Below are 25208 nucleotides of genomic sequence, written 5' to 3' on the forward strand. Positions count from 1 at the left end.
CGTAAAAGGTGGGAGAGTAAGTCGTTGCCAACTTTTATTTTAACCCTGATAGATGATTCTATCAGGGTTTTTTTATGCCTAAAATGTAAAGGTTGGTTGAATATTAAACTTTTATCAAAGTCGGGATTAGATTGCTTGATAAACCTATTCTTATTTATTCTGATATTCCATGCTTTAAAATCAATCCTAATTCTTGTTTTCCAAGATGAAGGCACATATATTAGAAATATATGGAACTATCCTTTATAATCACTATTGTAGTCATATTGTCAGCGATTGTGTTATTCGCTACAGAAGCAGTGCGAGTAGATTTAGTGGCAATTGGGGTTATGGTAGTTTGGATTGTTTTTGGAATTTTAGAACCCGAAGAAAGCTTTAGAGGATTTGCTAATAGTGCTACACTCACTGTAACGGCCATGTTCATCTTAAGTAGTGCGATGATCAGGGCAGGTGTAATAAAGCTACTAGCTCCTTTGGTTACTCGGTTATTCAGCAAAACTTACGGTGGAGCTATTTTAGGAATGAGTTCAGGAGTCGGCTTGTTATCGGCATTCATAAATAACACACCAGTGGTAGCAACATTTATTCCAATTGTTTCGAAAGCGGCTAAAAAATTGTCTTTGCACCCTTCTAAATTTTTAATTCCATTGTCGTATGGTGCTATTTTAGGAGGGACATGTACTTTAATAGGAACTTCTACCAATTTGCTAGTAGCAGGTATTGCTAAAGATAAAGGCTTCGAAGGTATCGGTTTGTTTACAATGGCTCCTATGGGCTTGGTATTTCTAGTAGTAGGTTTATTGTATTTAATGTTTGCGGGAAAGTACTTACTGCCGAAGGAATCTCAGGTTAAACCTTTGCAAGATGATAGTCAGATCACAAAATTTCTAACAGAGGTTAAAATAAAAGAATTACCTGATGAAAAAACGGGTATTAGTATTGAAGGGTTATTCAAAAGAAAGGATTTAACATTTGAGGTACAGGAATTGAGAAGGGAAGACAGTTCCATTAAAAATCCAAAAATGAATACTCGCCTGCAAGCTGGAGATGTGATGTTGATTAAAGGGGAGCTCGATAAAGTAAAAAAAGTGGTAGCCGATCAGCATCTGTCCATCGTGAAATCGATTACTGATAAATATTTCCCAGAAGAAGAGACTAAAGTAGTTGAAGTGATTATAATGCCAGGGACACACTTGGTGGATAAGAAATTGAAGAATATCAATTTCTTGAAAAATTATCATTCTCATCTATTGGCCATCAGACATAGAGGTAAACGTCAATTCAAAGATATGGAAAACATCCGATTGAAGGTGGGGGATATTCTATTATTACAAACTAGTCAAAAAGGTCATGAATTATTACAAAAGGCGGAAAGCAACCCTAATGCACCTTTTTTGTCTGTCAGGGAAAGCGATTTAGATATACCCGACAAACGAAAGCTTTATATATCTTCTATTGTTTTAGCTTTAGTAATTGTTGCTGCTACTTTTAATATTCTCCCTATTGTCGCTTCCGCGTGGGCTGGTGTGTTTTTATTGGGTATTTTCAGGATCATAAGTATGACGGATGCTTATCGCTCGATAGACTGGCAAGTGATTTTTTTGCTAGCAGGTTCATTAAGTTTCGGTACTGCTATGGAAAAAAGTGGCTTGAATGACTGGTTGGTCACTAATTTTTTAGCATTTACAGAAAATCAGACAGCCCCGTTCATTATGATAGCCGGAATTTATTTGATTACTATGCTGTTTACTGAAATAATATCCAATAATGCTGCTGCGGCTTTAATGGCGCCACTTGCCATGTCAATAGCAGAGGCTTTAAGTTTTAGTCCATTACCCTTTTTAATTGCAGTGATGATGGCTGGAAGTGCGAGCTTCATGACCCCAATAGGATACCAAACCAATACCATGGTCTATAGTGCTGGTAATTATGATTTTAAAGATTTCTTTAAAATTGGAGCACCACTAGGAATTATCTTCTGGATCATTGCCTCTTTACTAATACCTATTTTTTATTCTTTTTAGGTGTAATTTTTATAAAAAGGTTCAATCTATTAAAAATATAGTTATTCGAATCAGTAACTATTTTTCCTGCCTATTGTAGTAACATTGAACTAATTATTGAATACTTATTGTAATTTATTTTGTGTTTACGTTTTTTTTTTTTCTTCATTTGTGAAGTTTCGAAATAAAACCTTACAGAAAACCCCAATTGATGGATTACAAATGCTAGCTAGTTTTTTTGATTTAGGCGTGAGTTAAGGTTGAGTTTTGATATTAAATAAATTTTCAACTTTTTTAACAAAGAAATTATGAGAAAGAAAGTAATGTATTTAATGTCTATAGGCATTTTCTCAGCAGCATTATTGTTCGGGATGAACAATTATTCAGAAGCAAGACCTCCACATTGCAAAAACGGTGTTGAACGAGGTAACCAAACTTTAGGAGTTTGTTATGGCTTCGGAACTGATTGTCATCGGTGTAGAATTTTTGCAGAATCAATTTAATTTAACTTAAAGGGTTGACTTTAATTAGTCAACCTTTAAAGGACTTATATGAAATCGACATTAAAAACTTAGCTGCGAATTACACACTAACCGAAGATGAATTTTTAATCAAAGATTCCATGTGGCCGTAAAAAACAATATTATAGACATGAAATTTAAAGGTTTATATCTTATATTTTTTATTATTTGTTCATGTTCCAAATTAAAAGAAGTAGAAAATAATACATTAGACTTTTCAGTTTTAAAATCAATTGAAATACCGATAAATGCTGATGTACAATATGAACATAGTCAAATTCAGTTAGTAGGTGAGGATGAATTTGTAGGACTTGATCGTAATTTCAGCAAATTGGATTTCTTCAGTTTGAAAGAAAATAAGTTTCTCTTTTCAACTCAATTGGAAAGCGAGGGACCAAATAGAATTTATCCGGTAAGCTCATTTTGTTACCATAATATGGACTCTATTTTTCTATTTTCGCTTGATGCTAGTTCATTTCAATTAATTAATCAGGAAGGTGAAGTGATGAATAGTTTTAGAATGGTAGATAATCAATATCCCTCTAAACTATTTAATGATATTACGGGTTCTGACAGTCAATTTTTCCCATTTTCTATAACACAAAATGGCAATTTCTATATTCCCTTTTCATATAATAATCAGAGTAAAGAATTAATTATCAATACTGTTCCAAATTCGTATCTAGATGGTTTCAATGATAGAAAAACCTTCTATAGTGCTCCATTGATTTCTAAATTCGATTTTGAAACTTTAGAGTTCAGTCAATTTTCCGGAAGATGGCCTGAAATTTATGATCAAAAGAATGCACCGAACAACCCATTCAATACTTTTTGCTTGAATACAGATACTGAGGATTTACTGATAAATTTTTATAATTCAAGTGAGGTTTTTAGTGTGAAAGAAGATGAGTTTTTCAATGTAGAAAGCAATAGTGCGAAAGGGGATGTTACCTTATTCGATATTGAAAATAAAAAAGGATATAGCACAGAGGAAGAATTAGATGCTTTTAATAATGACGAAGGTTATGTAAATCTTATTTATGATAAATATCAAAATGTTTATTACCGAATTTTTAAAAGTAGTACACATAATAGTGAAGAGAATGTTCATAAAATGAAAGCTAACTGGTTTCTTATAGCATTTACTCCCGAATTTGAAGTTTTAGGCGAGGTGGAATTTCCAGCTTCAATTTATAACTTCTTGCATATATTACCTACTCAGGATGGACTTTTGATTAGTAAAGAAAGTGCTTGGTCTACAGAAAATAATGAAGAAAAATATGAATTTGATTTGGTTAAGATTAATTTTTAGACATCTGTTATTGCTTCAATTATTGGTTGTTAGTTCAACCCATTATGCACAGGAAATACCTGAATCTTATATTTTTTATAGCCCATCCGATGAGCAAATGGGTAGTCTTACCATTCTAAGTGAAAATAGCAGGATGTTTTCCAATTCGCAAAGGTTATTATTACTTGATAGCAATAATTTACATCAAGATACACTGGAATTGGAAGACTGGTCAAATGCCGGCATTGTTCAAAATATTACAGTTTTGAATGATAGCTTGTTTTCGATTTCATTTATGAAGGAGTTTGCTTTAATATCCTTCAAAAACAATCGTTTTGAAACCATTGAAAGATTGGATAATAGAGATCTCAGACAGAACGATATAAAAGCAACTAATTTTCTATTTTTATCAAATGCTTATTTAGGTATAGATATTAAAAATAAAAGGAAGCATACGGATTACGAATTTCAATATTATGACAAATCTTTTAATTTAATTAATTCCAAAAAAGTAAGATTGAATAATACTGAACGAAATGATTTTAGTTATAAAAGCATAAGTTATCCTCATAATTATTATATGAATAATAATGGAGAATTATGTTTCTCTGATAAAATTTCAAATTCATTTACTAAGCTTGATTTGGATGATTTTAAAGTGAGCGTTCTTGATTTATCTAAGGAAGTAGAGTCAGATCAGAGCATTGAAATTTTTTACAATAAGGTAGATAGTCAATATTATTTGGTGAAATATTATCCTCTAGAAGGAGAGCAAACTAAATTAAGAATATATAATTTTAATGAAGATGATTTCGAGTCGGAAGTTCTAAATGATTTCAATGTAACCCTAAACAAATTAAATGGTGGCTTTTTTAATGGGAAAATCATGCTCAGAGATAAATTTAAAGGAGGTTATGGATTTTATTTAGTGCCAATTGAAGATTTACATAAATTATGAAAAGATTTACTTTATTGTTACTTATTATACTTCTTAATCTATCGTGTGACAAATCAGATAAGTTTGAAAAATTTATTGAGGAAGAATTAAATTTAAATGAAACTCAAAGAAGCAATCAGCAATTTTACGTTATTGATATGAAATCTTGTAGTGGTTGTTTAGAAATCAATAATAGCTTCCTTTTGAAGAATGAAATTAATCGTCTCAATCTTGTTTTTATTGGCAATATGGAAAGAGGGGGCTACTTTGATCGAGCCGAATATGAATCAGATAATTGGAATATATATGAGGTAAAGGAAAAAGATTTCTTTCCTTATGATATTTATAGCCATGATCCTCTTTTTTTGCAATTTGATGGAGATGGAAATACTTATTCGCATCAAAACATTAAGGTTGATGAAATTAGAATCTTAGATAGTTTACTTGAAATATAAATAATATTACAAATTTCATTTGTTTTTAATTATTCCACTATTATCTTTGGCAAGATGAATTTTAAGCGCAACACATATTATTACTATTATCTAGCCCCGACAGGAATCGGTAATGGTAGTGTTATGCATATGATGTAAGACATATTTCAAATTGAAAATATACCAAGCCCGGTTCCAATGGAATCGGGCTTTTTTTATGTCCAAATTTTAAACACTAACATTAAAAATTAATTAATAGTAGCATGGAGCAAATTTATGACAATTACACCACCGAAGACCAAGAGGTTTGGGGAATCCTTTTCGGGAGACAATTTCAAAACATCAAAAAAGTAGCAACTAAAGAGTTTGTAGATGGAATCGATAAGATTCATTTTACAGAAAAAGCTATACCCAATTTTAAGGAAACTAATAAGTACCTTAAAGAATTGACCGGGTGGCAAGTGGCAGCGGTTCCAGGAATTGTAGATGATGATAAGTTCTTTGAACTCTTGAGCAATAGAATTTTTCCAGCTACTACCTGGCTGAGAACTCGAGAGCAGTTGGATTACCTGGAAGAGCCAGATATGTTTCATGATGTATTTGGGCACATCCCATTATTGACAAATCAGCCATTTGTTGATTTCTTACAAGGTCTTGCAAAAATTGGTCTCAAACATTTAGATAATGACTGGGCAATTCACCTCTTGAGTAGAATTTACTGGTTTACTATCGAGTTCGGTTTAATCAGGGAAGAAGGCGATTTAAGAATTTATGGTGCTGGAATTATTTCATCGCCTGGAGAAACCAAATTCTCCATTTCAAATGAACCTGAACACTTCGATTATAATGTAGAAGCTATTATTGACAGTAGTTATAGAAAGGACAAGTTTCAAACAAAATACTTTATCATTGATGATTATGAACAACTATATAGTTCTTTAGGTCATATCGATAAAGTAATTGAGGATAGATTGCAGAAAGAGCCAATAAGTATTCCTTGATGATTTAAGTCGGCCTTCTGGCTTTTTTCAAAGCTGGAAGGTTTTCATATATCTAAGTTTGTAATTTTTACCTTTTCTACTCTTCCATTCCTGAATTTTTCCTAAGTTTGATAAGCAATGGTAGACAGTTATAAACATCAGGGAATGCGTAGGAGATTAATTCAAAAGCTGCGCGAAAAAGGGATAGAAGATGAAAGTGTTTTATCTGCTATGGGAAAAGTACCTCGTCATGTATTTTTCGAGAATGCCTTCCTCGAGCATGCTTATCAAGATAAAGCCTTTCCTATTGGGCACGGTCAAACCATTTCGCAACCGTATACTGTAGCGTTTCAAACCGAATTATTAAATGTAAAAGCAGGAGATAAGGTATTGGAAATCGGAACAGGTTCAGGCTATCAGGCATGCGTATTATGTGAGTTGGGAACAAAGGTGTATACCATAGAGTATCAAAGAGATTTGTATGAACGCACCAGAAGATTTTTACCAGAAATGGGATATAAACCACTTTTCTTTAGTGGAGACGGTTCCAAAGGCTTGTCTAAACATGCCCCGTTTGATAAGATTATAGTAACAGCAGGTGCTCCAACCGTCCCAAATTCTCTAATAGAACAATTGTCCATTGGTGGTTGTCTAGTTATTCCAGTGGGTGATGATAATGTCCAGCAAATGTTACGTTTGACGAAAAACACTGAACGCAAGATTTCAAAGGAAGTATTTTCTAATTTTAGTTTTGTACCCTTGAAAGGAGAGGATGGTTGGAAATAAGCATAAAAAAAGAACGACTTATCCCTGGGTTAAGTCGTTCCTGCATGTCTAGAAAAAAAATCAGTTAAATGTATAAAGAGTCATTTCTTTGAAATCTTTCTCTGCATTTATTTCCAAGTCCTTAAGAAGTCCTTCTTTTAGATCATAAACCCAGCCATGGATTTGCAAGTCATGTGATTTGATTCCTTCTTGAACATAGCTCGTTTTATATAGATTGTAAACTTGTTCCTTTACATTACTTTCGACCAATCGGTTAACTTTAGCTTCCTTAGTTTCAGCACTATCTACAAAGTTTCTATTTTTTTGATAACTTTCTTTAATATTCATCAACCACGAATCAATAAGCCCTAAGCTCTTATTTTCAAGAGCTGCTGCTACACCACCACAACCATAATGTCCGCATACAACTACATGTTCAACTTTCAAAACTTGGACAGCATACTGTAAAACAGACATTAAGTTGTTATCTGTATGAACCACCATATTGGCTACATTTCTATGAATAAATAATTCTCCAGAAGACGTCCCCGTCATCTCATTTACGGGTAAACGGCTATCAGCACAGCCTATATATAGATATTTAGGACTTTGTCCTTTTGCATGATTTTCAAAATACTGTGGGTCAATATTTAACTTTTCTTCAACCCATTTTTTGTTGTTTTCGAATAACTTAGAATATTTTTGTTGTTCCATAATTGTATTTATTTTACACTATATTTTTCATGAAATTTTTCAAAGCCTTGTAGCTCTACTTCTATATTTTTGTATTTGGCACCTTCATTTGTGAACAATTCAATGGCTTCGATCACATCAAAATCGATGAATGATGATTTTTGAGCATCGATTATAACTTTGGAGTCCTTAGGTACACTGTCTAAAGTTTTAACCATACTTGCCTTATTTAAGAAAGATACTTCATCAGATAATTTTAAAACAATCGGATCACCTTCCTGATGTTTCTTGGCATCAAATGAATAAGTGTTTTTCATATTCTTAATCAGAATATTTAACAGTCCCACTAGTAATCCTATTACAATACCTATTAATAGATCTGTGAATACAATTGCCACAATTGTAACCACAAATGGATAGAATTGAGTAGGGCCGATTTTATACATTCTTTTCCAGAGTGAAATATTGGCTAGTTTATAACCTGTTACCAAGAGTATAGCAGCCAAACTCGCATATGGTATCATATTGATAATCGTAGGAATTAATAGGATGGCAACAATTAATAAAATACCGTGAAAAAATGCCGATAATTTAGTTTTAGCACCAGAATTTATATTAACTGTCCCTCTAATAATAACAGCAGTCATGGGTAGTCCTCCTAGAAAACCTGCAATAATATTACCCACTCCTTGTGCTTTCATTTCTCGGTTTAAAGGAGTTCTTCTTTTCTGCGGATCTAATTTATCTACAGCATCAACACTTAAAAGAGTCTCTAAACTTGCAACGATTGCGATTGTAATGGCTACCGTATAAACTACTGGTTCTGTTAAGATTGACCAGTCAGGAAATACAAATAAATTTTCAAAGGAAGTATCTTCACCTAAGACAGGGATAGTTACTAGGTGCTTTTGAGACAGAGCCATCCCGTTATCTAATGCAAGGAAAATGGCATTTATTCCGACCCCTACAAAAACAACTATTAAAGGGGCAGGTATAGATTTTATGCTGTTATTTTTAATGTAATTCCAGCCAATTAAAATCACCAATGATATTATTGAAATTATGAAAGCTGTAGGATCTATATTTTCAAATGCAGAAACTAGGGCAGATAATGCATTTTCATCATTATTTTGCCAAAAATCCAAATCCCCTAAATAATCTTCATCATATCCGAAGATGTGAGGTATTTGTTTTATGATCAGTAATATACCAATGGCCGCCAACATTCCTTTAATTACAGAAGAAGGAAAATAATTACCAATTGTTCCAGCTTTTAGATATCCTAAAAGTAATTGGATAACACCGGCTAAAACTACGGCAACTAAGAATCCTTCAAAAAATCCTATATCTTCAATTCCGTTATAAACAATTACAGCTAATCCTGCTGCAGGACCTGAAACGGCTAATTGACTACCACTCAGTAAGGCAACCACCACACCACCAACTATACCTGTTACTAAACCAGAGAATAATGGCGCACCTGATGCCAAGGCAATCCCTAAACATAGCGGCATAGCCACTAGAAATACTACTAAACTAGAAAGAGAATCACTTTTTAAATGATTAAAGGTGATTCCTGTATATTTTGTAAATTTTGATTCACTCATTGTTAATCAATTGAAGTTTTTTGTAAAATCGTAATTGTGAAAAATGTACAACAGTGATAATAAGTATACTGTGTATTTACCTTAAAAAATGTAAGGTTAAAAACTATGTGAATTATAGTTTAGGGGGTGGTGTGGTGTTTAACACCGAAACTGATTGGTAGTGATTGGAATGAAAAAAACTATTAACAAGCGATTCATGAATGAAATTATGAACAGACGCTCTAAATAAAGCCATTGCTTTCAGATTCAGATTATTATTTTCATCCTCATTATTTTCTTTAGAAGATTCTTTGCTTTCTTCCTCAAAAATATTCAAGCCGTTTGTTGATTCTTCTCCTAAAATGTTATTGGTCACCTCTTTGTGCTGTAAATCTTCGATAGCATTTAGACATATTTGCGGTATGAAAGCCACATTGAAGAGACAAACAAAAAAGAATATTGATATGGTGATTTGTATCGGTTTCACTAAAAAGCTCTCTATACATCAAAATTAAGTATTAAATTTTTAAATAAATAATATAAAATACTTAAATGGTAAAAATGAACTTTAACATTCAAATTATATCAATTTCAAAAATTCATAATTTCTTTATTTCTACTTTATAATCAGTTCATTTCCCACATATATCTTTCTAAAAAAAAAGGATGAAAATTTTATATGCGATTCAAGGTACTGGAAATGGACATATCAGTAGAGCTAGGGATGTTATTCCTTTATTGCAGCAATATGGGGAGCTTGATATACTGATCAGTGGGACACAAGCGGACGTTAAATTGAATTATCCAGTGCGATATCAATTATTTGGTGTTAGCTTCATTTTTGGCAAAAGGGGAGGTGTCGATATTTTTAAAACATTAAAAAGGATGAACCTCTTCCGCTTTATACAGGAAATATGGAATTTAGATGTGCACCAATATGATTTAATCATTAATGACTTTGAAGCTATTTCTGCTTGGGCGTGTTTATTGAAAGCAAAGAAATGTGTCGGATTAAGCCATCAATCAGCCGTTATTCATCCTTTTTCTCCAAAACCAATGAAAACAGATTGGCTAGGTTATTTGATACTGAAATATTACGCTCCTGTCAATCAATCTTATGGTTTTCATTTTAAAACTTATGCGGATAAAATCTATCTCCCTATTATTAGACAGGAAATCCGAGATCTAAAGACGAAGGAAGGTGATTTTTATACTGTTTATTTACCTGCATATAGTGACGAAAGAATAGTCAAAGTTTTATCAGTACTGGAAGTGTCCTGCAAAGTGTTTTCAAAGCATTGCACTGCAGCAAAAAAGGTGGGGAATATTGAGATTATTCCTATTGATAATCAATTGTATCTTCAGAGTCTTGCAGCATGTGAGGGTCTTATTTGTGGCGCTGGTTTTGAAGGTCCTGCGGAGGCATTGTTTCTTCAAAAGAAGTTACTCGTAATTCCGATGAGAGGGCAATATGAACAACAGTGCAATGCCGTTGCTTTACAAAAAATGGGTGTAAGAGTGATTAACTCTTTGAAATTGTCACAATTAGATACCTTAAAGCTTTTCATTACTGAAGCAAATGTTATCAATATCAATTACCCAAATCAAACGGATGCAATTGTCAGAAGACTAGTCTGTGAAAATGTAGATCCTTATTATACTACTACTGCCGAATCTTTTTCATTTTCTCCGTGATTAATAATTCTATTCATCATTCCCTTGAAAATAAATTCATGAAAAATAAAGACACTGTACCAATATAATCTTCCAAATAAACCGTGTGGTCTGAAAGTGGCAGTTTGTGTGAGTTTATTCTCTTCATTGTCCTTAGTGATTTTAAATTCTAACCACGCTTCACCAGGTAATCGCATTTCAGCATATAACAATAATCTCCCTTCTTGTTTATCAGCCACTAAGACTCGCCAAAAATCCAATGAATCACCGACCACTAATTGGTCAGGGCTTCTTCTGCCTCTACGTAGTCCAACCCCTCCGACAGCCTTGTCAAGGTAGCCCCTAATTTTCCATAAGAAATTCCAGTAATACCACCCACGATCACCACCAATTTCCCAAATATTCTGCAGTACTTCGGATCGCTGCCTGCGAAATGTGGCCGTCCTTTTATCAACAAAGCATCCGTATGTAGGGACTTGGACAAATTCCATTAATTCGGTATTGATTTTCGAACTAGCAAATGCATCTTTCCAGCTGGAAACCACCTCATTTTGAGCAATTCTATCAAAAGCCATTTTCACCGCTTCGCTATAAGGAATGAGTTCTTGTGGTACAATGTTTTCGATTCCTTTGTTTTGAACTATCACTTCATTTTTCATGCTTGACACTAAGCTGCTTGCAATTTTATAACTCGTTGCTGTTACAAAATGAAGCCAATATGAACTTAATCTAGGAGTCAGTACTGGAAGTGTGATGATATATCTTTTTAGGCCTCGTACTTTGGCAAAGATGAGAAGCATCTCTTTGTAGGTCAAAATATCAGGGCCTCCTATATCGTAAGTTTTACCATAAGATTCATTTTTCCCAATAATTCCAGATAGATAATTGATAACATTTCTAACGGCAATGGGCTGACAACGAGTTCGGAGCCATTTTGGAGCTACCATTACTGGGAGTTTTTCTACCAAATCACGGATGATTTCGAATGAGGCCCCACCTGACCCGATAATAATAGCTGCCCTTAAAACGGTTAATTCTGCTTTAGCTGAAGCTAATATACCTTCTGCATTTTTTCTTGATGATAGGTGTTTGGATAGTGAGTGATCATTAGAAATCCCACTTAAGTAAATTATTTGCTTACAATTAGTTGTATTGAGGGCTTCAACATAATTACTAGCAGTATCTTTTTCCATTTGCTGGAATTCATTGGAAGAACTACCCAGCGAATGAACTAAGTAGTAGGAAGCTTCAATGTCTTTAGGTAAATCTTGGAGTTGTTCTGGTTTAAGCAGATCCGCTTCAAAAAATTGGACTTTATCTATGAGTTTTTCCTCAAGTTCAATTCTTCTCTTATCTCTTACTAAACAAACAAGCTCATGTCCTTGCATCACTAAAATAGGAAGTAGCCTTCTTCCGATATACCCATTTGCTCCTGTAAGTAGAATCTTCATAATTATAAAACTTCTCGCAATCTAAAATGTTACAACTAGCGTTTATCGAATAAATCTGACCTATTGTAGAATATGTTTAGCTATTATAATTCTTCTTTGCTATTTTTAATTTAAGTAATATTTTATTGTATTAAATAAAGTGTATATGTCAAAGCTCGTTATTAAATCCCGGAAAAGTCCTTCACTAGTTGAAAATGAGATTAATGTGCTTCTTGTCGGTAATAATCCCATTGAAATGAGCATTGTCTATGAAAAACTGTTTGATTTACAAGGTAAAATAAAGAGAATAGAAACTGCTTTCTCTCAAGCAGATATGTTAAATAAAATTCATTTAACGCATCCCAACTGTATTATCTTAGATGATAATTTAGGCCTAAATCCATTAAAGGCTATAATTAGGAATATTAATGAATTAAGCAAAGAAGCAATATCTATTATACTTTTAAAAACATATAATAAGCAGGAAGTAACCTCAGGAGTTCAGGAGTATATTCTCAAGGATGGCATAGATAGTAATCGGATATATAATGCTTTAAGAAATGCACTTAAATTCAAAAAAACACAACAGTTTTTTAGAATAAAGTATTATTCAGGAAAAAGAAACATTAAAAGGATGTTTATATAAAAGCTTGTAAGTAAAAGGTGAATGTTAATATTTCCTCAGCTCTCTTTACTTTAAGCTTTATTTTTTTTCCTTCCTTTTTGCTTAATGTTTCATTAATTCTTTGCAAACTTAGGTCTTTGCCCGAGTTTCCATTTAAACTGATAATTTTATCTTCCTTTCTTACTCCCGATGTATACGCAGGTGTACCTTCTCGTACTTTTTCCACTTCATAATAAGGTTCTAAAAAATATTCTCCTTTGGCTACTACGGTCATTCCGCTCATATCATGATCAAAGTCTTCCCTAATTAGACTATTTCTCCTGAGATATAATTTTTCATTTCCATAATCGAAAAATAGCTTGAATCTTTTTAGTACTCCACCACCGATAGTTCCATTTCTGCCAGTACTTCGGATAATATCTTGATAAACTCCAGAATCAGGATAATTTGTAACCACATTTTCCAGTGTGTATTTATCAATAGTCAGTAATGGGATTCTAGCCGCATGACCTTCAATCGTTCCCGCAATTCCTGCACCCAAGATATCCCGTACATTTTTTTCTGGCAGTTGAATGTATTCACTGCTATTTTTATGGAGCATTAATGGATGTGAAGCTCCTGTATCAATCATGAGTTTACTTAGTATTTCCGTGCTGTCATTTACTTGAAGTTTTTGAAAAATATAAGGTTTACTTTGCTCTATTTTCATGTCAATCCATTTGTAAAACAGCATTGGTCTATTAAAATACTCCGGTCTATAAAATTTCATTAACTCATTTTTGTAATCAACCCTGACGATAAAATTTTTAAAGAAGTCATATCCTAAAATTCCATGGATTTTTATGCCTAAGTTTTTTTGAAGGTTCAAGTAATCTTCTTTTAAGATTAATAATGGGATGTTTGTACCTGTTATATTTTGGACTTTGATATTTGTTCGGTTGACAATGTAGGCTTCAACTTCCTTAATCCCTGCTGCACCTACTAGAATTAATTTTCGGTCTGGTTCTATATCTAAAATATCACTATAAGTCTTATCGATTAATACGGTATTGGTGACTCCAGTATCCACGATAAACTTTAATGGGATTACTCCTTCAAAAAGTACATTTACGATTATAAGATTACTATTTAATTCAAATGGGATAGTAGTACTTCTCTTATTGTCATTTATTTCAAATCCAAATTTTAAATTTTGACCCGAAACTTTTTTAATTTCATTGGTTAATAGTAGTATAGTTAAAAAAGTATAGAGGATACACTTTTTGGTCATAGTTTGATAATAATTAGATGAATATGAGAAATATACAAAATTACATTGAGCATACTAACCTTAAACCCACAATAACTTCAAATGAAATTGAAATGTTATTAAATGAAGTGCAAGAAAATAATATTTTTGGAATATGTGTCCCCCCATTTTGGGTGAAAAAGGTTAAAAGAGACATTGGTAAGTCAAATATTAGTTTAATTACTGTGATAGGGTTTCCTTTAGGCTATCAGATGAGTCAAACCAAAGAAGCTGAAACTATTCAGGCTATTAAAGATGGCGCGGATGAAATTGATATGGTGTTAAATATATCTGCTGTTAAATCTCAAATGATGTGGCCCAAAATTGAGATAGCAAAAATAGGGAAGCTGGTTCATGAAAATGGGAAAATATTAAAAGTGATTATAGAAACAGCCTATCTGAATGATGGCGAAATTAAGGAGGCTTGTAAGATTTGTGCTGATGCCGGTGCTGATTTTGTAAAGACTTCAACAGGTTTTGCAGCAGAGGGAGCTAAGCTGGAGCATGTTCAATTAATGCGTTCAGTTTTACCTGATCATGTAGGTATTAAGGCAAGCGGAGGGATAAAATCCTATGAGCAGGCTTTACAGTTTATTGAGGCTGGGGCAGAAAGAATCGGCACATCTTCAGGCCCGGAAATATGTAAAATGAAATAACTAAGCTATTTTCATGGGCACAATTCCTTTGTATTTATATATCTTAATTCCGAAATAATCGGAGATATAATTTTTTAATCTGGAATAAGCCAATTGTGATTGCTTGTCATCTGGATAGAAAATAGTGGTTTCCAAAATAGCCTTTAGAAAATATTTAGACTTGGAAAATTCAACAATCCATTTTTTGTAAGCTAGTGACCAATCCTCTATATATTTCTCTTGGTGGTCTCTACCATCAAATAGAAGTTCAAGTTGATTTGAACTATACTTGTATCGATAGTATCCAGCAAGTTCATCGTAAAAAACGGAGAGTTCCTCGAAATTATAGTTCTTTGTGCTAAGAATTTTATTGATAGAACTGTCTTTAAGACCAAGAGGATTATAACGTAAAAGATAGATTTCCTTGACGATTTCAACCAATTGATTCATTAAAACTTTTTTATGTTCCATCTGAACATTCTCTAACAAGTAATTTTTATCAAAAGGAAAAAATCTGCGCTTCATTCAATTATATTTTTACAAATATATAACCAAATCCATAAAAACAGAAGGTTTTTTGAGCATTAGTGGGCAAATTAATGTCTAATACCACATTCTTCACAATACTTCATTTTTTCCGGAGCTCGCTTTTTAGGCTTTTTTTTATGTCCAAAGTATGTCCAGTCTGAGTATTGGGGTTTTTCCATTTCTTTGGCTTTCTTGCGCTTTGCTTTTGCATTCCGCTTCATTCTTTCCTCATATTCTTCCACCAACTGGTCTCCCCAACTGACTTGTTGCTTCTTTTTAAAAAGCCCGAAAAACCAAGTATCTTGCTTAGGTATAGGTCTTTGTCCGTAATTTTCTCTAGCTTCTGGATTCAAGCTAGAAGGACTTTGCTTACTGTAAGATGGTTGGGATTGGTTTATGGCTTGCTTTTGACATGAAGCAAGGAGTAAACCACAGGCAATAAATACAAAACAAACTTTATTCATACTTTAGAAACGCAAGTCTTAAAAATTATTGTGTAAAATTAATGAACTTAATTTTACGGAAATAGTATATTGTAATCCATTATAATTTAGACTTATTGTGAAGAAAGAACTAATTGAAATAGGATACAAAACCTTTAGTAACGCAGAGGATTTACCAATTGAATATCAAAAATTGTGGAGTGCAGCACTAGAGGCTCGACAATTTTCGCATTCTCCATATTCCAGTTTTACAGTTGGAGCAGCTATAGAATTAGAAAATGGTGAAATTATTACAGGAACCAATCAAGAAAATGCATCCTTTCCAGCCGGACTGTGTGCCGAAAGAACTGCGATGTATCGAGCAGGTATTCAGGCACCAGATCAAAAGTTCAAACGGATAGCGATTGCTGCAAGCAGAAAGAATGCCGATCAGTTATCAAGTGCCCCGCCTTGTGGTGGATGCAGGCAAGTCATGTTGGAATTTGAAAAGAGACATCAACAAGCTTTTGAAATTTTGTTCATGAATTCGGAAGGAGAATTTGTTTTGATTGACAAACCTACTGATTTGTTCCCTTTCTCTTTTGTATTTTGACCTACCCGTTCTTTAGAAAATGCTAAAGAACGAGTAGGTGGTAATTTAGATCTTAATCATCTTTTTCATTATATAATTTCCATCAGTATCTTGTAGTCGTAAAATATAAGTACCTGTGCTCAAATCTTTTGTATCTAGCGTATTTTGTCCGCTGTTCAACTTGATACGCTTTTGAATCACTCCCTTGATGTCAAACACAATTAATTCAGTTGAAATTGTTTCGCTTTCCAGCATCAAGTGTAATTCATTTTTGACTGGATTGGGGTAAAATTTGAAAAGTATAGGGTTTTCAGGATTATTGGAAGTAACTCTTCCCGTTTCAGTAACTGTGACAAGGCCGTCTTCAACTAGAGCCTCTAAAGTCACAACTTCCCCTTGCTCACCTGTTAAATTAAAATTGATGTCAGAAGTTTCATCCATTTCGACCCCAGGATATTCTATTCTTATTCGGTAATTACCACTAGGTAAATTTGGGAGCGTGAATTCTCCATTTTCATCTGTTTTGATATAAGCGACCAATTCATAATCATCGTCCAATAATCTTAAACTTTTTTCAGGTCTTGAAGAGCCTGTTAAGACCCTGACGCTCACTCCAACACCGCTTACTCGCTTTCTCGGCAGTACTCTTAAGGTGGTGTCAGCATCTGAGAATTCTTCTTGAATAGTTCCTGAGATTTCTGAACCGCGTTCTGTTAAGGGTTCTGGCTCTTTTTCAACCTCAATAGTGACATTGCTAATATTTCCTTGCAAGAATAAGGTATCAGCCACTTGCCAATCTAATGTATTACCAAGGTATGTTGGGATTAGGTTGGGGTATTCTGTTTCATCAGGGTCAGCTAAAATTATATAGTCACCTAAAATAAGATTTTCAAAATTAAAAGTGTTAGAGCCATTTAAACTTTGAATAGCTGCAGTATCATATTTGTTGGCAAATGGATTTATAGCAAATAACCTAACAGTGCCTTCTGTTACATTAATATTGTCGATATCTACTACGTCTCCTGATAAATTTGCTGATATGGCTTCATACGTGACATATGTTCTATGACTTCTCTTGCCAGATTCATCAATGGCCACGAATATCAAGTCGTAAGATTCATTAGCTTGTATAGATGATCGGTTAGGTAAAAACTCTACCTCCAAATCTTGGGAAATTTCAAATCCATTTACATTATAGGGGCTTGAGGATTGATTGTTCCGCCTGTACAAGTATCTAATATTTGCAATATTAGTATCATTGTTAGATTTGACATTTAATTTTGCAGATAGGCGGTCTCCAATCTCAATATTGTAAATAGAAGGAATAGGTGGAAGTCCGCTCAGTTTGTATGGATGGTCCCCTGCAAAGGCACCTTGCGGTAGATCACTATTAATTGGAGTATAATCATTATCAACAGTAAAATCCCCACTAGAATTCGTGAACAGCCCTTCATCGTAGTCAATATTATTTTCAAAAGTATTGGTTCCGATTCCTTGCTCTCCAATAATACTGTTTGAAAAGCTTAAATCATTAATACTGTCAGAAATGTACCGAATGTTATTAAAATCAAAAATCATATTATCTAGACTACTTTTTTCAGTCGAAATAACATCAAAAAAAGTATTCACTGTATCGATTATGTTATTGCTAATTGTAAAGCCATTATATGATCGATTAACATTTTGAACGGATGTAGATGCGAATTGTAATTCATTTATAATATTCCCTCGAACAGTTATGTTAATGTTTTTGTCCGTAAAACTCAGTGATTTTACTCTATTGCCGGCAACGATAACGTTTTTCAAAGTATCAGGCGCAGATGAAGATTGGTTGTTAAGTCTCAAAGTTTGCGTTGAAATACCGTAGACTTCACTTCCGTCTGCACTATTGGATAGGTCAAGAAAATCAATCTCTGCCGCTTGGGTATTGAATTGGGTATTCGGATTTTCTTCTAAGAAGTACCCAGGGCCTATAATTATCCTTGCACCTTCTATAATACCGCCTGTATAGAGTTGATTAGACCCAGCAATGTATAATGTGTCCCCAGATTTAGTGGCGTTGATTGCTTGGCTTAAATCTCTAAAATCAGCAATTGTACCAGGTCTGTTGTCAATGTACCAGTTTGTTTTTCCTCCTGCAATTTTTAAATTTATTGGTGCTGAATTCAATATAAGCTCCGGTAAATCTGGGTGCGTAGCCTGCATAAAGTATCTACCTGATGTGCTAGTTGTGAAGTTCTCAATCGTAAATGAACTAGCAGAAGCATTCGCTAGGGAGTCACCATTTAATATCCATTGATAATTAACATTTTCAAATTCATTTATAGCAGAACTTATTTCTTGTGTTGACCCAATTGAAACTTCTAGGTCTTGGGAGTTGCCAATTATCCTTTGAGGCATGAAGAAATATTCACTTATGCCTAAATATGGTATTAAACTTTCAAATTGAAAGCGATTTTGGATCAGATTTACGCTCTGTAAATTGGCCATCCCACTGATATCAGGCATAAAATCAAAATTATTAGAACTGATATCAAAAGTATGCAAACCGGAAGCTGACATAATTTCAATTGGAAAAGCACCCTCCAAAAGATTATTTCTCAAATAAAGCTGTTCAAGATTAACTAAATTACCGATTCTTTCATCTATGGTTCCAGTAAAGAATTGCTCTGATAAATCAAGACCATAAAGATTCGTTAAATTATATACTCCTTCGGGGAAAGCACCTCCATTTGGTCTTGTATTCCAAATAGAGAGGAATTCCAGCTGCGTCAAATCGCCAATATTGTCAGGTAGATCCACCAAAAGATTGACATTACCACCTGCTTGCAAGGCTCTAAAATTCGGTAGATTAAATACGTCAGGTAAGGTACCAGAAAAATTATTTTCACTGAACCAAAATTCCTGTAGGTTCATACAATTTAGTATTTCGGGAGGCACTTCTCCTGTTAAACCAATTTGTTCAATGTAAAGAAATTTTAAACTATCCATCAGGCCTATTTCAGTTGGAAGATTGCCTTCCAAGGGATTAGCACTCAAGTCTAAGCTACGAAGCTTTCGAAGCTGGCCGATTTCAGCTGGGATGGAACCGGTGATGTTGTTACCATTTAAAGTGAGGTCATCCAAATTGGGGGAGTTAGTAATTTCAATTGGAATGCTATCCGAAATCGCGTTATTATGTACTCTTAGCTCCACCAGGTTTATTTGAAAAGCCTCTGGGTTAATTAGACCAGTGAAATTACAATCATGTGCAGAAACTCTCTCTAATGCAGGGAAGTTTCTTAAAAAATCAAAGAGTTCTCCTTCTAAATTTGGATTGATGTAGAAATATAATTGTTGCAGTGCATCCAAGTTTTTAAAACTTTCAGGTAAAGCTCCTGTCAGGTTATTATTGCTAAGATCCAAAAAATTTACCCTTCTTTCCGCATTTAAACCAACTCCTTGCCATTGATCCAAAGGATCTGTAAGCCAGCCGCTCGCATTGTTCCAGGTAGTATCCCCAGAATTGGTTGCATTATACAAATCCACTAGTGCTAGCGAATCAATTTCAGTAGCTAAGGATGCGCTGTTTATTGCATTATATAATGACTGAAAACCAGGGGATAAAGACTGCTCACCGCTAGCGATGGGGCTAGTACTAAATGAAGAACTACTAACAGTCATGCTCGTGTTACCATTTACTATTCGTGCAGCGCTAACCGTGTAGCTATTGTTTTGCAGTGATTGGGTAAATGCGAAAGCTGAACCAGCGATCAGAAAAATGATTAATGATATTATTTTTTTCATAATGATTCTGTTTAAGATTAAAACCATTTATTATTAATCATTGCTTGTAATACTAATATTTTCCATTAGCATTTTTTCCAGCTTAGAAATCCTTTCAGTAAGGTCTTTTTGCTGGTTTAATGCAGTAGCTAAATTATCATTTTCTGTCTTAAGTTTTTCTATTTTTGTGTTTAGCTCTTTAACCGCTTCTATTAATACGGCAGTCATTTGAGCATAATTAACTGATTTTAATCCTTCACTACTAGTATGTACAAACTCAGGATATACTTTTTCGAGTTCTTGGGCAATCACTCCTATTTGCCGTTGAGTTGATTTATTTTTATCTTTCCAATAGTAGGTCGTGGCTCTCAATTGCAAAGTGTTTTGCAAAGCATTTTCAAGGGGAGAAATTTCTTTTTTTAATCTTCTATCTGATGGATTATTGTATGCTGTTGCAGTCAATTCTCCATTTTGACCATTCAAAACTACGGTATTGATACCAGAACTATTTCTGATTTCTATACCTCCTCCAAGTCCAGCTGCACCATAATCGGAAGTCACTAAAACTCCTTCGTAGTTCAATCCTCCATTATCTGTGCGCTTCATTTTTAAATCAGCATAGCTGCTCGTTCCTTCACCTCGCAAAATTTCAGCACTAAAATTTGATTGAAAAAAAGTATCTCCATCATCGTTATTTCCAAATAATTCCAGTATAGGTAAATTATTATTGTCCCATCTTTTTCCTGTTAGTGAAACATTTATTGAATTTGTGCCCCATAATGTCAAATAGCCTGATTTCCCACTTGGGTCGGGACCTGATTCATCCCTTGCATTTCCAATTGCCGCAAGCAGAGTGCCTTCATTATCCGACCAATCAGTACCTGCTCGCTTGTAATTTCCGCTCATAGCCGGACCATTTTCTATCTCGTTTCCAGTAATGTAATTATTAATCATTAAGGAGGCATTATCTGCAGCAGTGTTTTGACCAAACAAGTTTAAACTACTTGTAGCATTAGAAGTACTTGCGGTTATGGCGCTAGAAAAATTCCCAGATGGATCAAGTTTTTGAAGTTGAAGATAGCCTCCATTATTTCTAGCTCTTAGAAATCCATTTGAAACTCCTAGTGAATCAAAAATACCGATATTACCGAAAAATTGATCATTGGTGCTTCCAATTGTGATATTGACACTGTCATTGATACCAATTATTTTAAGATTACCTTCGTCATTCAACAATGAGTTCGTGGAGATTAAAGGCTTGTAAAGAGTAATTATTCCAATTTCAGTTCCATCAACTGTGATTGTAAGTGGTGTTTCAGCTATACCGTTAAAAATATTGGATGGTAGTGGCGAGTTTGTGCCCAATACCACATTATATATTCCCTTAGTTACAGGAATTGCACTGAAACTTTCTGTCCAACCGAAATCTGCTAAATCAAACTGAAAATCTCGGTTTCCTTCCACTGGGACACCTGATTCTTCCAGATAGCCTTGGAAAGGTAATTTCTGAGCTACAAGACTGATGCTAAAAAGTAGAATTAATGCGATGGTGATATTGATTTTTTTCATTTTGCAGTATCTTTTAAATAGAAGCTATTTTTAACTTTTAATATTATTCAAAGTACAAAAATGAAAATTGATATGCTATTGATGGATAGAGATATACCTATATGTAGGTATTATATTTTTTACCTTTTTCGATAAAACCCACATTATTCCTGATAAAGAAAATCACCATTATTTAACGGTGTCCGTAAGGAGATTGTAAGCCTTTTTATTCTTAGAGGATTTAAGAATATGAAGTTTCAATCTTTCTTTGTTGGGTATTAGTTGCTATTTAATGTAGAAATTTAATTCCAATCCTGAAGCTCTTCTTGATTGGTTACTATTCGTTCTTCCACGATAGAGTAAATTCTCTTGTCAATAACTTTGTAGTTTAACCTGTAAATTCCGAACTCTTCAGAAGTTAGATTACCAATAATCATCCCCTTTAATTCGGATTTGTATCTAGTTTCTTTTTGAAAAAGCCTATGAATATAACTGGGCTTTTGATCTTCTGAGAATTTAAAGTATTGCCCCTTTTTACTGGAAAGTAGTAAAGAAAAATGATTGAGTAGAATGGAATGAAGCTGTTTAATGATAGGCCGTAAAGTATTGTTTTGAAAGGCTTCAATTTCTTTGGTACCAGTTTTTACTTCAGAAGATGGAATTATTGGTCTTGAATCAAAATTATGCATCTTTAAAAAAGCAAAAAGGACGTAAATTGTTCAGATGCATTAATGCTTTTAATAGTTACTCTTAAAATCAAAATCTTCTTGTTCAGAATCCAATAATTTACCCTGTTGGCATTTTAAGACTCTGGAAGGGTGCGTATCTAAAAAGCTATGGTCATGTGTGCCCATAAGTATAGCTGTACCACTTTTGTTGATGTCTGTAAATAATTTAAAAATGCCCTCAGAAACTTCAGGGTCTAAGTTTCCAGTAGGTTCATCTGCAATTAATAAAACGGGTTCATTTATTAAGGCTCTTGCAATTACCACTCTTTGTTGTTCACCGCCAGAAAGCTGATGAGGCATTTTTGAATCTACAGCACCCAAACCCACTCTCATCAATACATCCGCCATGCGAGCTTTCATTTTGGATTTTTCTGTCCATCCAGTGGCTTTCATGACGAAATACAGATTTTCGGCTACAGTCCGGTCAGCCAGAAGCTGAAAATCTTGAAAAATCACACTAATTTTCCTTCGGAGTTGTGCAATCTGTTTTGATTTAATTCCATTTATTTTAAATCCCCCCACTTCCATTTGACCCAAACGTAGATCTAGATCTGCATAAATTGTCTTCATTAAAGAACTTTTTCCACTTCCTGTTCTGCCAATAAGATAGACAAATTCACCTTTGCCGATACTTAAAGATATATCACTTAAAATAGCCTTATCTTCTTGGAAGATTGTAGCGTTTTCAATTCGGATTACTGGATCGTTGGAAAATGAGGACATTTCGGTTTTATGAATTCTAAAACTTAATTATACAAAAAAAATATCATGGGCTCATGAACAATCTAAAGATTATACCATCTTCATAAAATTGTCAAATGAGGGTACATCATATGTCTAAAGCTTGAATTTTACCAAAAGGTAGTTCATTTATGACTTTTTCTAAGGCTTCTTCCTTGCCCTCTAGTCCATATTTGTCCATATTTTTTAACGGACGGTCAGCTCTGAAGTAGGCAATTAATACAAAATCGTTATCTCTTAGTTGGATATAATCTGGTATTTTTGCTTTGCCTTTTACTTTTATGATATACATTTCTTGATCAATATGAGATTTGAAATTGGAAATAGGAAAAGTGGTTATCATATTTCCAATTTCTCATGTCTACTTTTATTTATTTCCTTTTTTATGATCAGCAAGGAATTGAGCTAAACCAGAATCTGTTAGTGGATGTTTCAATAATCCTGTAATTACTTTCAACGGACAAGTCACAACATCAGCACCCATATTGGCACATTCTATTAAGTGCATAGTGTGTCTAACAGAAGCTGCTAAAACCTCAGTATCGTAAGCATAATTGTCATAGATACGAATGATATCTTCAATTAAGGTCAACCCATCAGTGGAAATATCGTCTAATCTTCCGATAAAAGGGGATACATAAGAAGCCCCAGCTTTGGCAGCCAATAAAGCCTGACCAGAAGAAAATACCAAAGTGCAATTGGTTCTGATGCCTTCAGCTGAGAATTGCTTGATCGCTTTCACGCCATCTTTGATCATAGGCACTTTGACTACGATTTTGTCATCGATTTTAGCAAGCTCTCGGCCTTCTTTCATCATGGTTTCGTAGTCAGTAGCAATTACTTCTGCACTAACATTATTATCAACGATATCACATATCGCTTTGTAGTGAGCTTTGATGTTCGCATCTCCAGTGATGCCTTCTTTAGCCATAAGGCTAGGGTTGGTGGTTACGCCATCTAGAACGCCCATATCGTAGGCTTCTCTGATTTCGTCTAAATTAGCGGTATCAATAAAAAATTTCATTGGTAAAGTTATTTTAATGAGTTCAAGTAATCTTGTGCAAAGGTAGGATATTAATCTGAAAATGTCTTATTAGAAACCTGTCAGCTTTATAGAATTAATAGTGTCAATACTAGAGCGTTTACATCATAAATATCGAGTGCAAACCAGACAGGTTTAAGGCTGCCCCAGTTTGATTGATGAATAGATGTAGTATTATTGGGAAAAAGGAGGGAAAAGAAAAATGGCAAACCAACATCGCACCGCTACGACCGCCTACCCTTGCTACCTTCCGGTCCTGGGGGAATTCAGCAGGAGCTGGTCGTGCCGATTTGCCGATGCAAAGGTAGGAAGAATGATTGGAAATGTAAATAGGGAAAGGAGAAAAATATTTTGGGAATTTTTAAAAGATTGAAGCGCAGGGTGTTGTTGTTTAAAAATAGTCAAAACTATATTTTTGGAGATTTTAATAAACTTTTAATTGACAAGCCCGTGTGAAAGAATTAGATAATTCGGATTTAGAATCGAATGTAATATCGTACATTTGTAGCCCTTCAAACGGAAGGATTAATAAATTGATATATGGGGTTGACCGGTATTGACGGTAAGTGTGAATTATGTATTAGCATGCAGGGTGGAGAATGTACATCCTTAAGTAATTCATTCCAACTATAATTGGCGAATCTAATTACGCCATGGCTGCATAATCTTAATTTATTAAGATAAAGCTTTAAGGGTTGAGTCCCCAAAAGGATTCCCCAGCCACATTCCTCGTTCCTTCGTTTTTCCGGGAGCGGTCAAGGAGTGTCGAAAGGAGAAACTAGCGTGGTGATGCTATTAAGCCGTTGCGAAACTCAAATAGCTAAGGCCTGCAACAGGACTGTTGCTTTCCATAACAGGCTCGAAAACCTAATTAGTAACTAAGCATGTAGAAGATGCATCGTTTCCTTATCCGGACGAGGGTTCGAATCCCTCCAACTCCACTATAAAAGCCTTTTCATTAGTTTGAAGAGGCTTTTTTT

General features: G+C 34.2%; 24 protein-coding genes and 2 other RNA genes. 12 read left to right on the plus strand and 14 right to left on the minus strand.

What is annotated here, in order from left to right; genetic code table 11:
* Window positions 1–230 precede the first annotated feature (230 nt).
* From AAC601_RS09940 to AAC601_RS09970, 7 genes are all read left to right on the plus strand, one after another.
* A complete protein-coding gene (locus tag AAC601_RS09940; RefSeq protein WP_303270163.1) occupies window positions 231–2024 on the plus strand; it encodes an SLC13 family permease in 1794 nt (597 codons plus the stop codon).
* Between the two features lie 287 nt (window positions 2025–2311).
* Window positions 2312–2506, plus strand: coding sequence for a hypothetical protein (locus AAC601_RS09945; protein ID WP_303270162.1), 195 nt, complete (start codon window positions 2312–2314; stop codon window positions 2504–2506).
* 148 nt (window positions 2507–2654) lie between these two features.
* Window positions 2655–3836 carry a DUF4221 family protein gene (locus tag AAC601_RS09950; RefSeq protein ID WP_340153157.1) on the plus strand — a complete coding sequence of 394 codons (1182 nt, stop codon included), beginning with the start codon at window positions 2655–2657 and terminating at the stop codon, window positions 3834–3836.
* A complete protein-coding gene (locus AAC601_RS09955; protein ID WP_340153158.1) occupies window positions 3805–4773 on the plus strand; it encodes a hypothetical protein in 969 nt (322 codons plus the stop codon). The genes AAC601_RS09950 and AAC601_RS09955 overlap by 32 nt, the downstream gene beginning before the upstream one ends.
* Entirely contained in the window at window positions 4770–5207 is a 438-nt protein-coding gene (locus AAC601_RS09960) for a hypothetical protein (protein ID WP_303270159.1), read from the plus strand. The genes AAC601_RS09955 and AAC601_RS09960 overlap by 4 nt, the downstream gene beginning before the upstream one ends.
* Before the next feature lie 242 nt (window positions 5208–5449).
* Window positions 5450–6187, plus strand: a complete 738-nt coding sequence (locus AAC601_RS09965) for a phenylalanine 4-monooxygenase (RefSeq protein ID WP_340153159.1) — start codon at window positions 5450–5452, stop codon at window positions 6185–6187.
* A 117-nt stretch (window positions 6188–6304) separates the two neighbouring features.
* Window positions 6305–6952: a protein-L-isoaspartate(D-aspartate) O-methyltransferase gene (locus tag AAC601_RS09970; protein WP_303270157.1), complete on the plus strand. Its 648-nt coding sequence runs from the start codon at window positions 6305–6307 to the stop codon at window positions 6950–6952.
* Window positions 6953–7012: 60 nt separating this feature from the next.
* Here AAC601_RS09970 and AAC601_RS09975 read toward each other — a convergent pair whose 3' ends face one another.
* The 3 genes from AAC601_RS09975 to AAC601_RS09985 all read right to left on the minus strand — a co-directional run bounded on the left by AAC601_RS09975 (window position 7013) and on the right by AAC601_RS09985 (window position 9643).
* On the minus strand, window positions 7013–7645 hold the full coding sequence (locus AAC601_RS09975; RefSeq protein WP_303270156.1) for a carbonic anhydrase: 633 nt from the start codon (window positions 7643–7645) through the stop codon (window positions 7013–7015).
* Between the two features lie 8 nt (window positions 7646–7653).
* A complete protein-coding gene (locus AAC601_RS09980; RefSeq protein WP_303270155.1) occupies window positions 7654–9231 on the minus strand; it encodes a SulP family inorganic anion transporter in 1578 nt (525 codons plus the stop codon).
* A 112-nt stretch (window positions 9232–9343) separates the two neighbouring features.
* The gene (locus AAC601_RS09985) at window positions 9344–9643 is read right to left on the minus strand and encodes a hypothetical protein (protein ID WP_340153160.1); all 300 of its coding nucleotides are present in this window, start codon (window positions 9641–9643) and stop codon (window positions 9344–9346) included.
* Window positions 9644–9876: 233 nt separating this feature from the next.
* Here AAC601_RS09985 and AAC601_RS09990 point away from each other — a divergent pair, with 233 nt between their 5' ends.
* On the plus strand, window positions 9877–10905 hold the full coding sequence (locus tag AAC601_RS09990) for a glycosyltransferase family protein (RefSeq protein WP_340153161.1): 1029 nt from the start codon (window positions 9877–9879) through the stop codon (window positions 10903–10905).
* Here AAC601_RS09990 and AAC601_RS09995 read toward each other — a convergent pair.
* Window positions 10866–12335 carry an SDR family oxidoreductase gene (locus tag AAC601_RS09995; protein ID WP_340153162.1) on the minus strand — a complete coding sequence of 490 codons (1470 nt, stop codon included), beginning with the start codon at window positions 12333–12335 and terminating at the stop codon, window positions 10866–10868. The two genes, AAC601_RS09990 and AAC601_RS09995, sit on opposite strands and share 40 nt — an antisense overlap.
* Before the next feature lie 145 nt (window positions 12336–12480).
* Here AAC601_RS09995 and AAC601_RS10000 point away from each other — a divergent pair, with 145 nt between their 5' ends.
* Window positions 12481–12960 carry a hypothetical protein gene (locus AAC601_RS10000; RefSeq protein ID WP_340153163.1) on the plus strand — a complete coding sequence of 160 codons (480 nt, stop codon included), beginning with the start codon at window positions 12481–12483 and terminating at the stop codon, window positions 12958–12960.
* On the opposite strand, the gene AAC601_RS10005 is transcribed toward AAC601_RS10000, so the two are convergent.
* Entirely contained in the window at window positions 12953–14209 is a 1257-nt protein-coding gene (locus AAC601_RS10005) for an aspartyl protease family protein (RefSeq protein ID WP_340153164.1), read from the minus strand. The genes AAC601_RS10000 and AAC601_RS10005 overlap by 8 nt on opposite strands.
* A gap of 23 nt (window positions 14210–14232) precedes the next feature.
* Here AAC601_RS10005 and deoC point away from each other — a divergent pair, with 23 nt between their 5' ends.
* Window positions 14233–14883 carry a deoxyribose-phosphate aldolase gene (deoC, locus tag AAC601_RS10010; protein ID WP_340153165.1) on the plus strand — a complete coding sequence of 217 codons (651 nt, stop codon included), beginning with the start codon at window positions 14233–14235 and terminating at the stop codon, window positions 14881–14883.
* Here the strand turns inward: deoC and AAC601_RS10015 are convergent, their stop codons facing one another.
* Both AAC601_RS10015 and AAC601_RS10020 read right to left on the minus strand, forming a co-directional pair.
* Window positions 14884–15387: a hypothetical protein gene (locus AAC601_RS10015; protein WP_340153166.1), complete on the minus strand. Its 504-nt coding sequence runs from the start codon at window positions 15385–15387 to the stop codon at window positions 14884–14886.
* A 71-nt stretch (window positions 15388–15458) separates the two neighbouring features.
* Window positions 15459–15854, minus strand: a complete 396-nt coding sequence (locus AAC601_RS10020; protein ID WP_340153167.1) for a hypothetical protein — start codon at window positions 15852–15854, stop codon at window positions 15459–15461.
* Window positions 15855–15951: 97 nt separating this feature from the next.
* Here AAC601_RS10020 and AAC601_RS10025 point away from each other — a divergent pair, with 97 nt between their 5' ends.
* Complete coding sequence (locus tag AAC601_RS10025; protein WP_303270146.1) at window positions 15952–16425, plus strand: cytidine deaminase; 474 nt, start codon at window positions 15952–15954, stop codon at window positions 16423–16425.
* Window positions 16426–16470: 45 nt separating this feature from the next.
* On the opposite strand, the gene AAC601_RS10030 is transcribed toward AAC601_RS10025, so the two are convergent.
* From AAC601_RS10030 to ffs, 7 genes are all read right to left on the minus strand, one after another.
* A complete protein-coding gene (locus AAC601_RS10030) occupies window positions 16471–20190 on the minus strand; it encodes a T9SS type A sorting domain-containing protein (RefSeq protein ID WP_340153168.1) in 3720 nt (1239 codons plus the stop codon).
* 33 nt (window positions 20191–20223) lie between these two features.
* Window positions 20224–21738, minus strand: coding sequence for a tail fiber domain-containing protein (locus tag AAC601_RS10035; RefSeq protein WP_340153169.1), 1515 nt, complete (start codon window positions 21736–21738; stop codon window positions 20224–20226).
* A 281-nt stretch (window positions 21739–22019) separates the two neighbouring features.
* Window positions 22020–22406, minus strand: a complete 387-nt coding sequence (locus tag AAC601_RS10040; RefSeq protein WP_340153170.1) for a hypothetical protein — start codon at window positions 22404–22406, stop codon at window positions 22020–22022.
* 48 nt (window positions 22407–22454) lie between these two features.
* Window positions 22455–23168: an ATP-binding cassette domain-containing protein gene (locus AAC601_RS10045; protein ID WP_340153171.1), complete on the minus strand. Its 714-nt coding sequence runs from the start codon at window positions 23166–23168 to the stop codon at window positions 22455–22457.
* A gap of 106 nt (window positions 23169–23274) precedes the next feature.
* The gene (locus tag AAC601_RS10050) at window positions 23275–23478 is read right to left on the minus strand and encodes a fructose-6-phosphate aldolase (RefSeq protein WP_303272127.1); all 204 of its coding nucleotides are present in this window, start codon (window positions 23476–23478) and stop codon (window positions 23275–23277) included.
* A gap of 75 nt (window positions 23479–23553) precedes the next feature.
* Window positions 23554–24210: a fructose-6-phosphate aldolase gene (fsa, locus tag AAC601_RS10055; protein ID WP_303270140.1), complete on the minus strand. Its 657-nt coding sequence runs from the start codon at window positions 24208–24210 to the stop codon at window positions 23554–23556.
* Between the two features lie 217 nt (window positions 24211–24427).
* Window positions 24428–24525: signal recognition particle sRNA small type (gene ffs / locus AAC601_RS10060), an RNA gene on the minus strand.
* A gap of 245 nt (window positions 24526–24770) precedes the next feature.
* On the opposite strand from ffs, the gene ssrA reads away from it, so the two are divergent.
* Window positions 24771–25172: a transfer-messenger RNA gene (ssrA, locus tag AAC601_RS10065) on the plus strand.
* Window positions 25173–25208: the final 36 nt, after the last annotated feature.

Source organism: uncultured Marivirga sp. (assembly GCF_963974845.1).
GTDB lineage: Bacteria > Bacteroidota > Bacteroidia > Cytophagales > Cyclobacteriaceae > Marivirga > Marivirga harenae.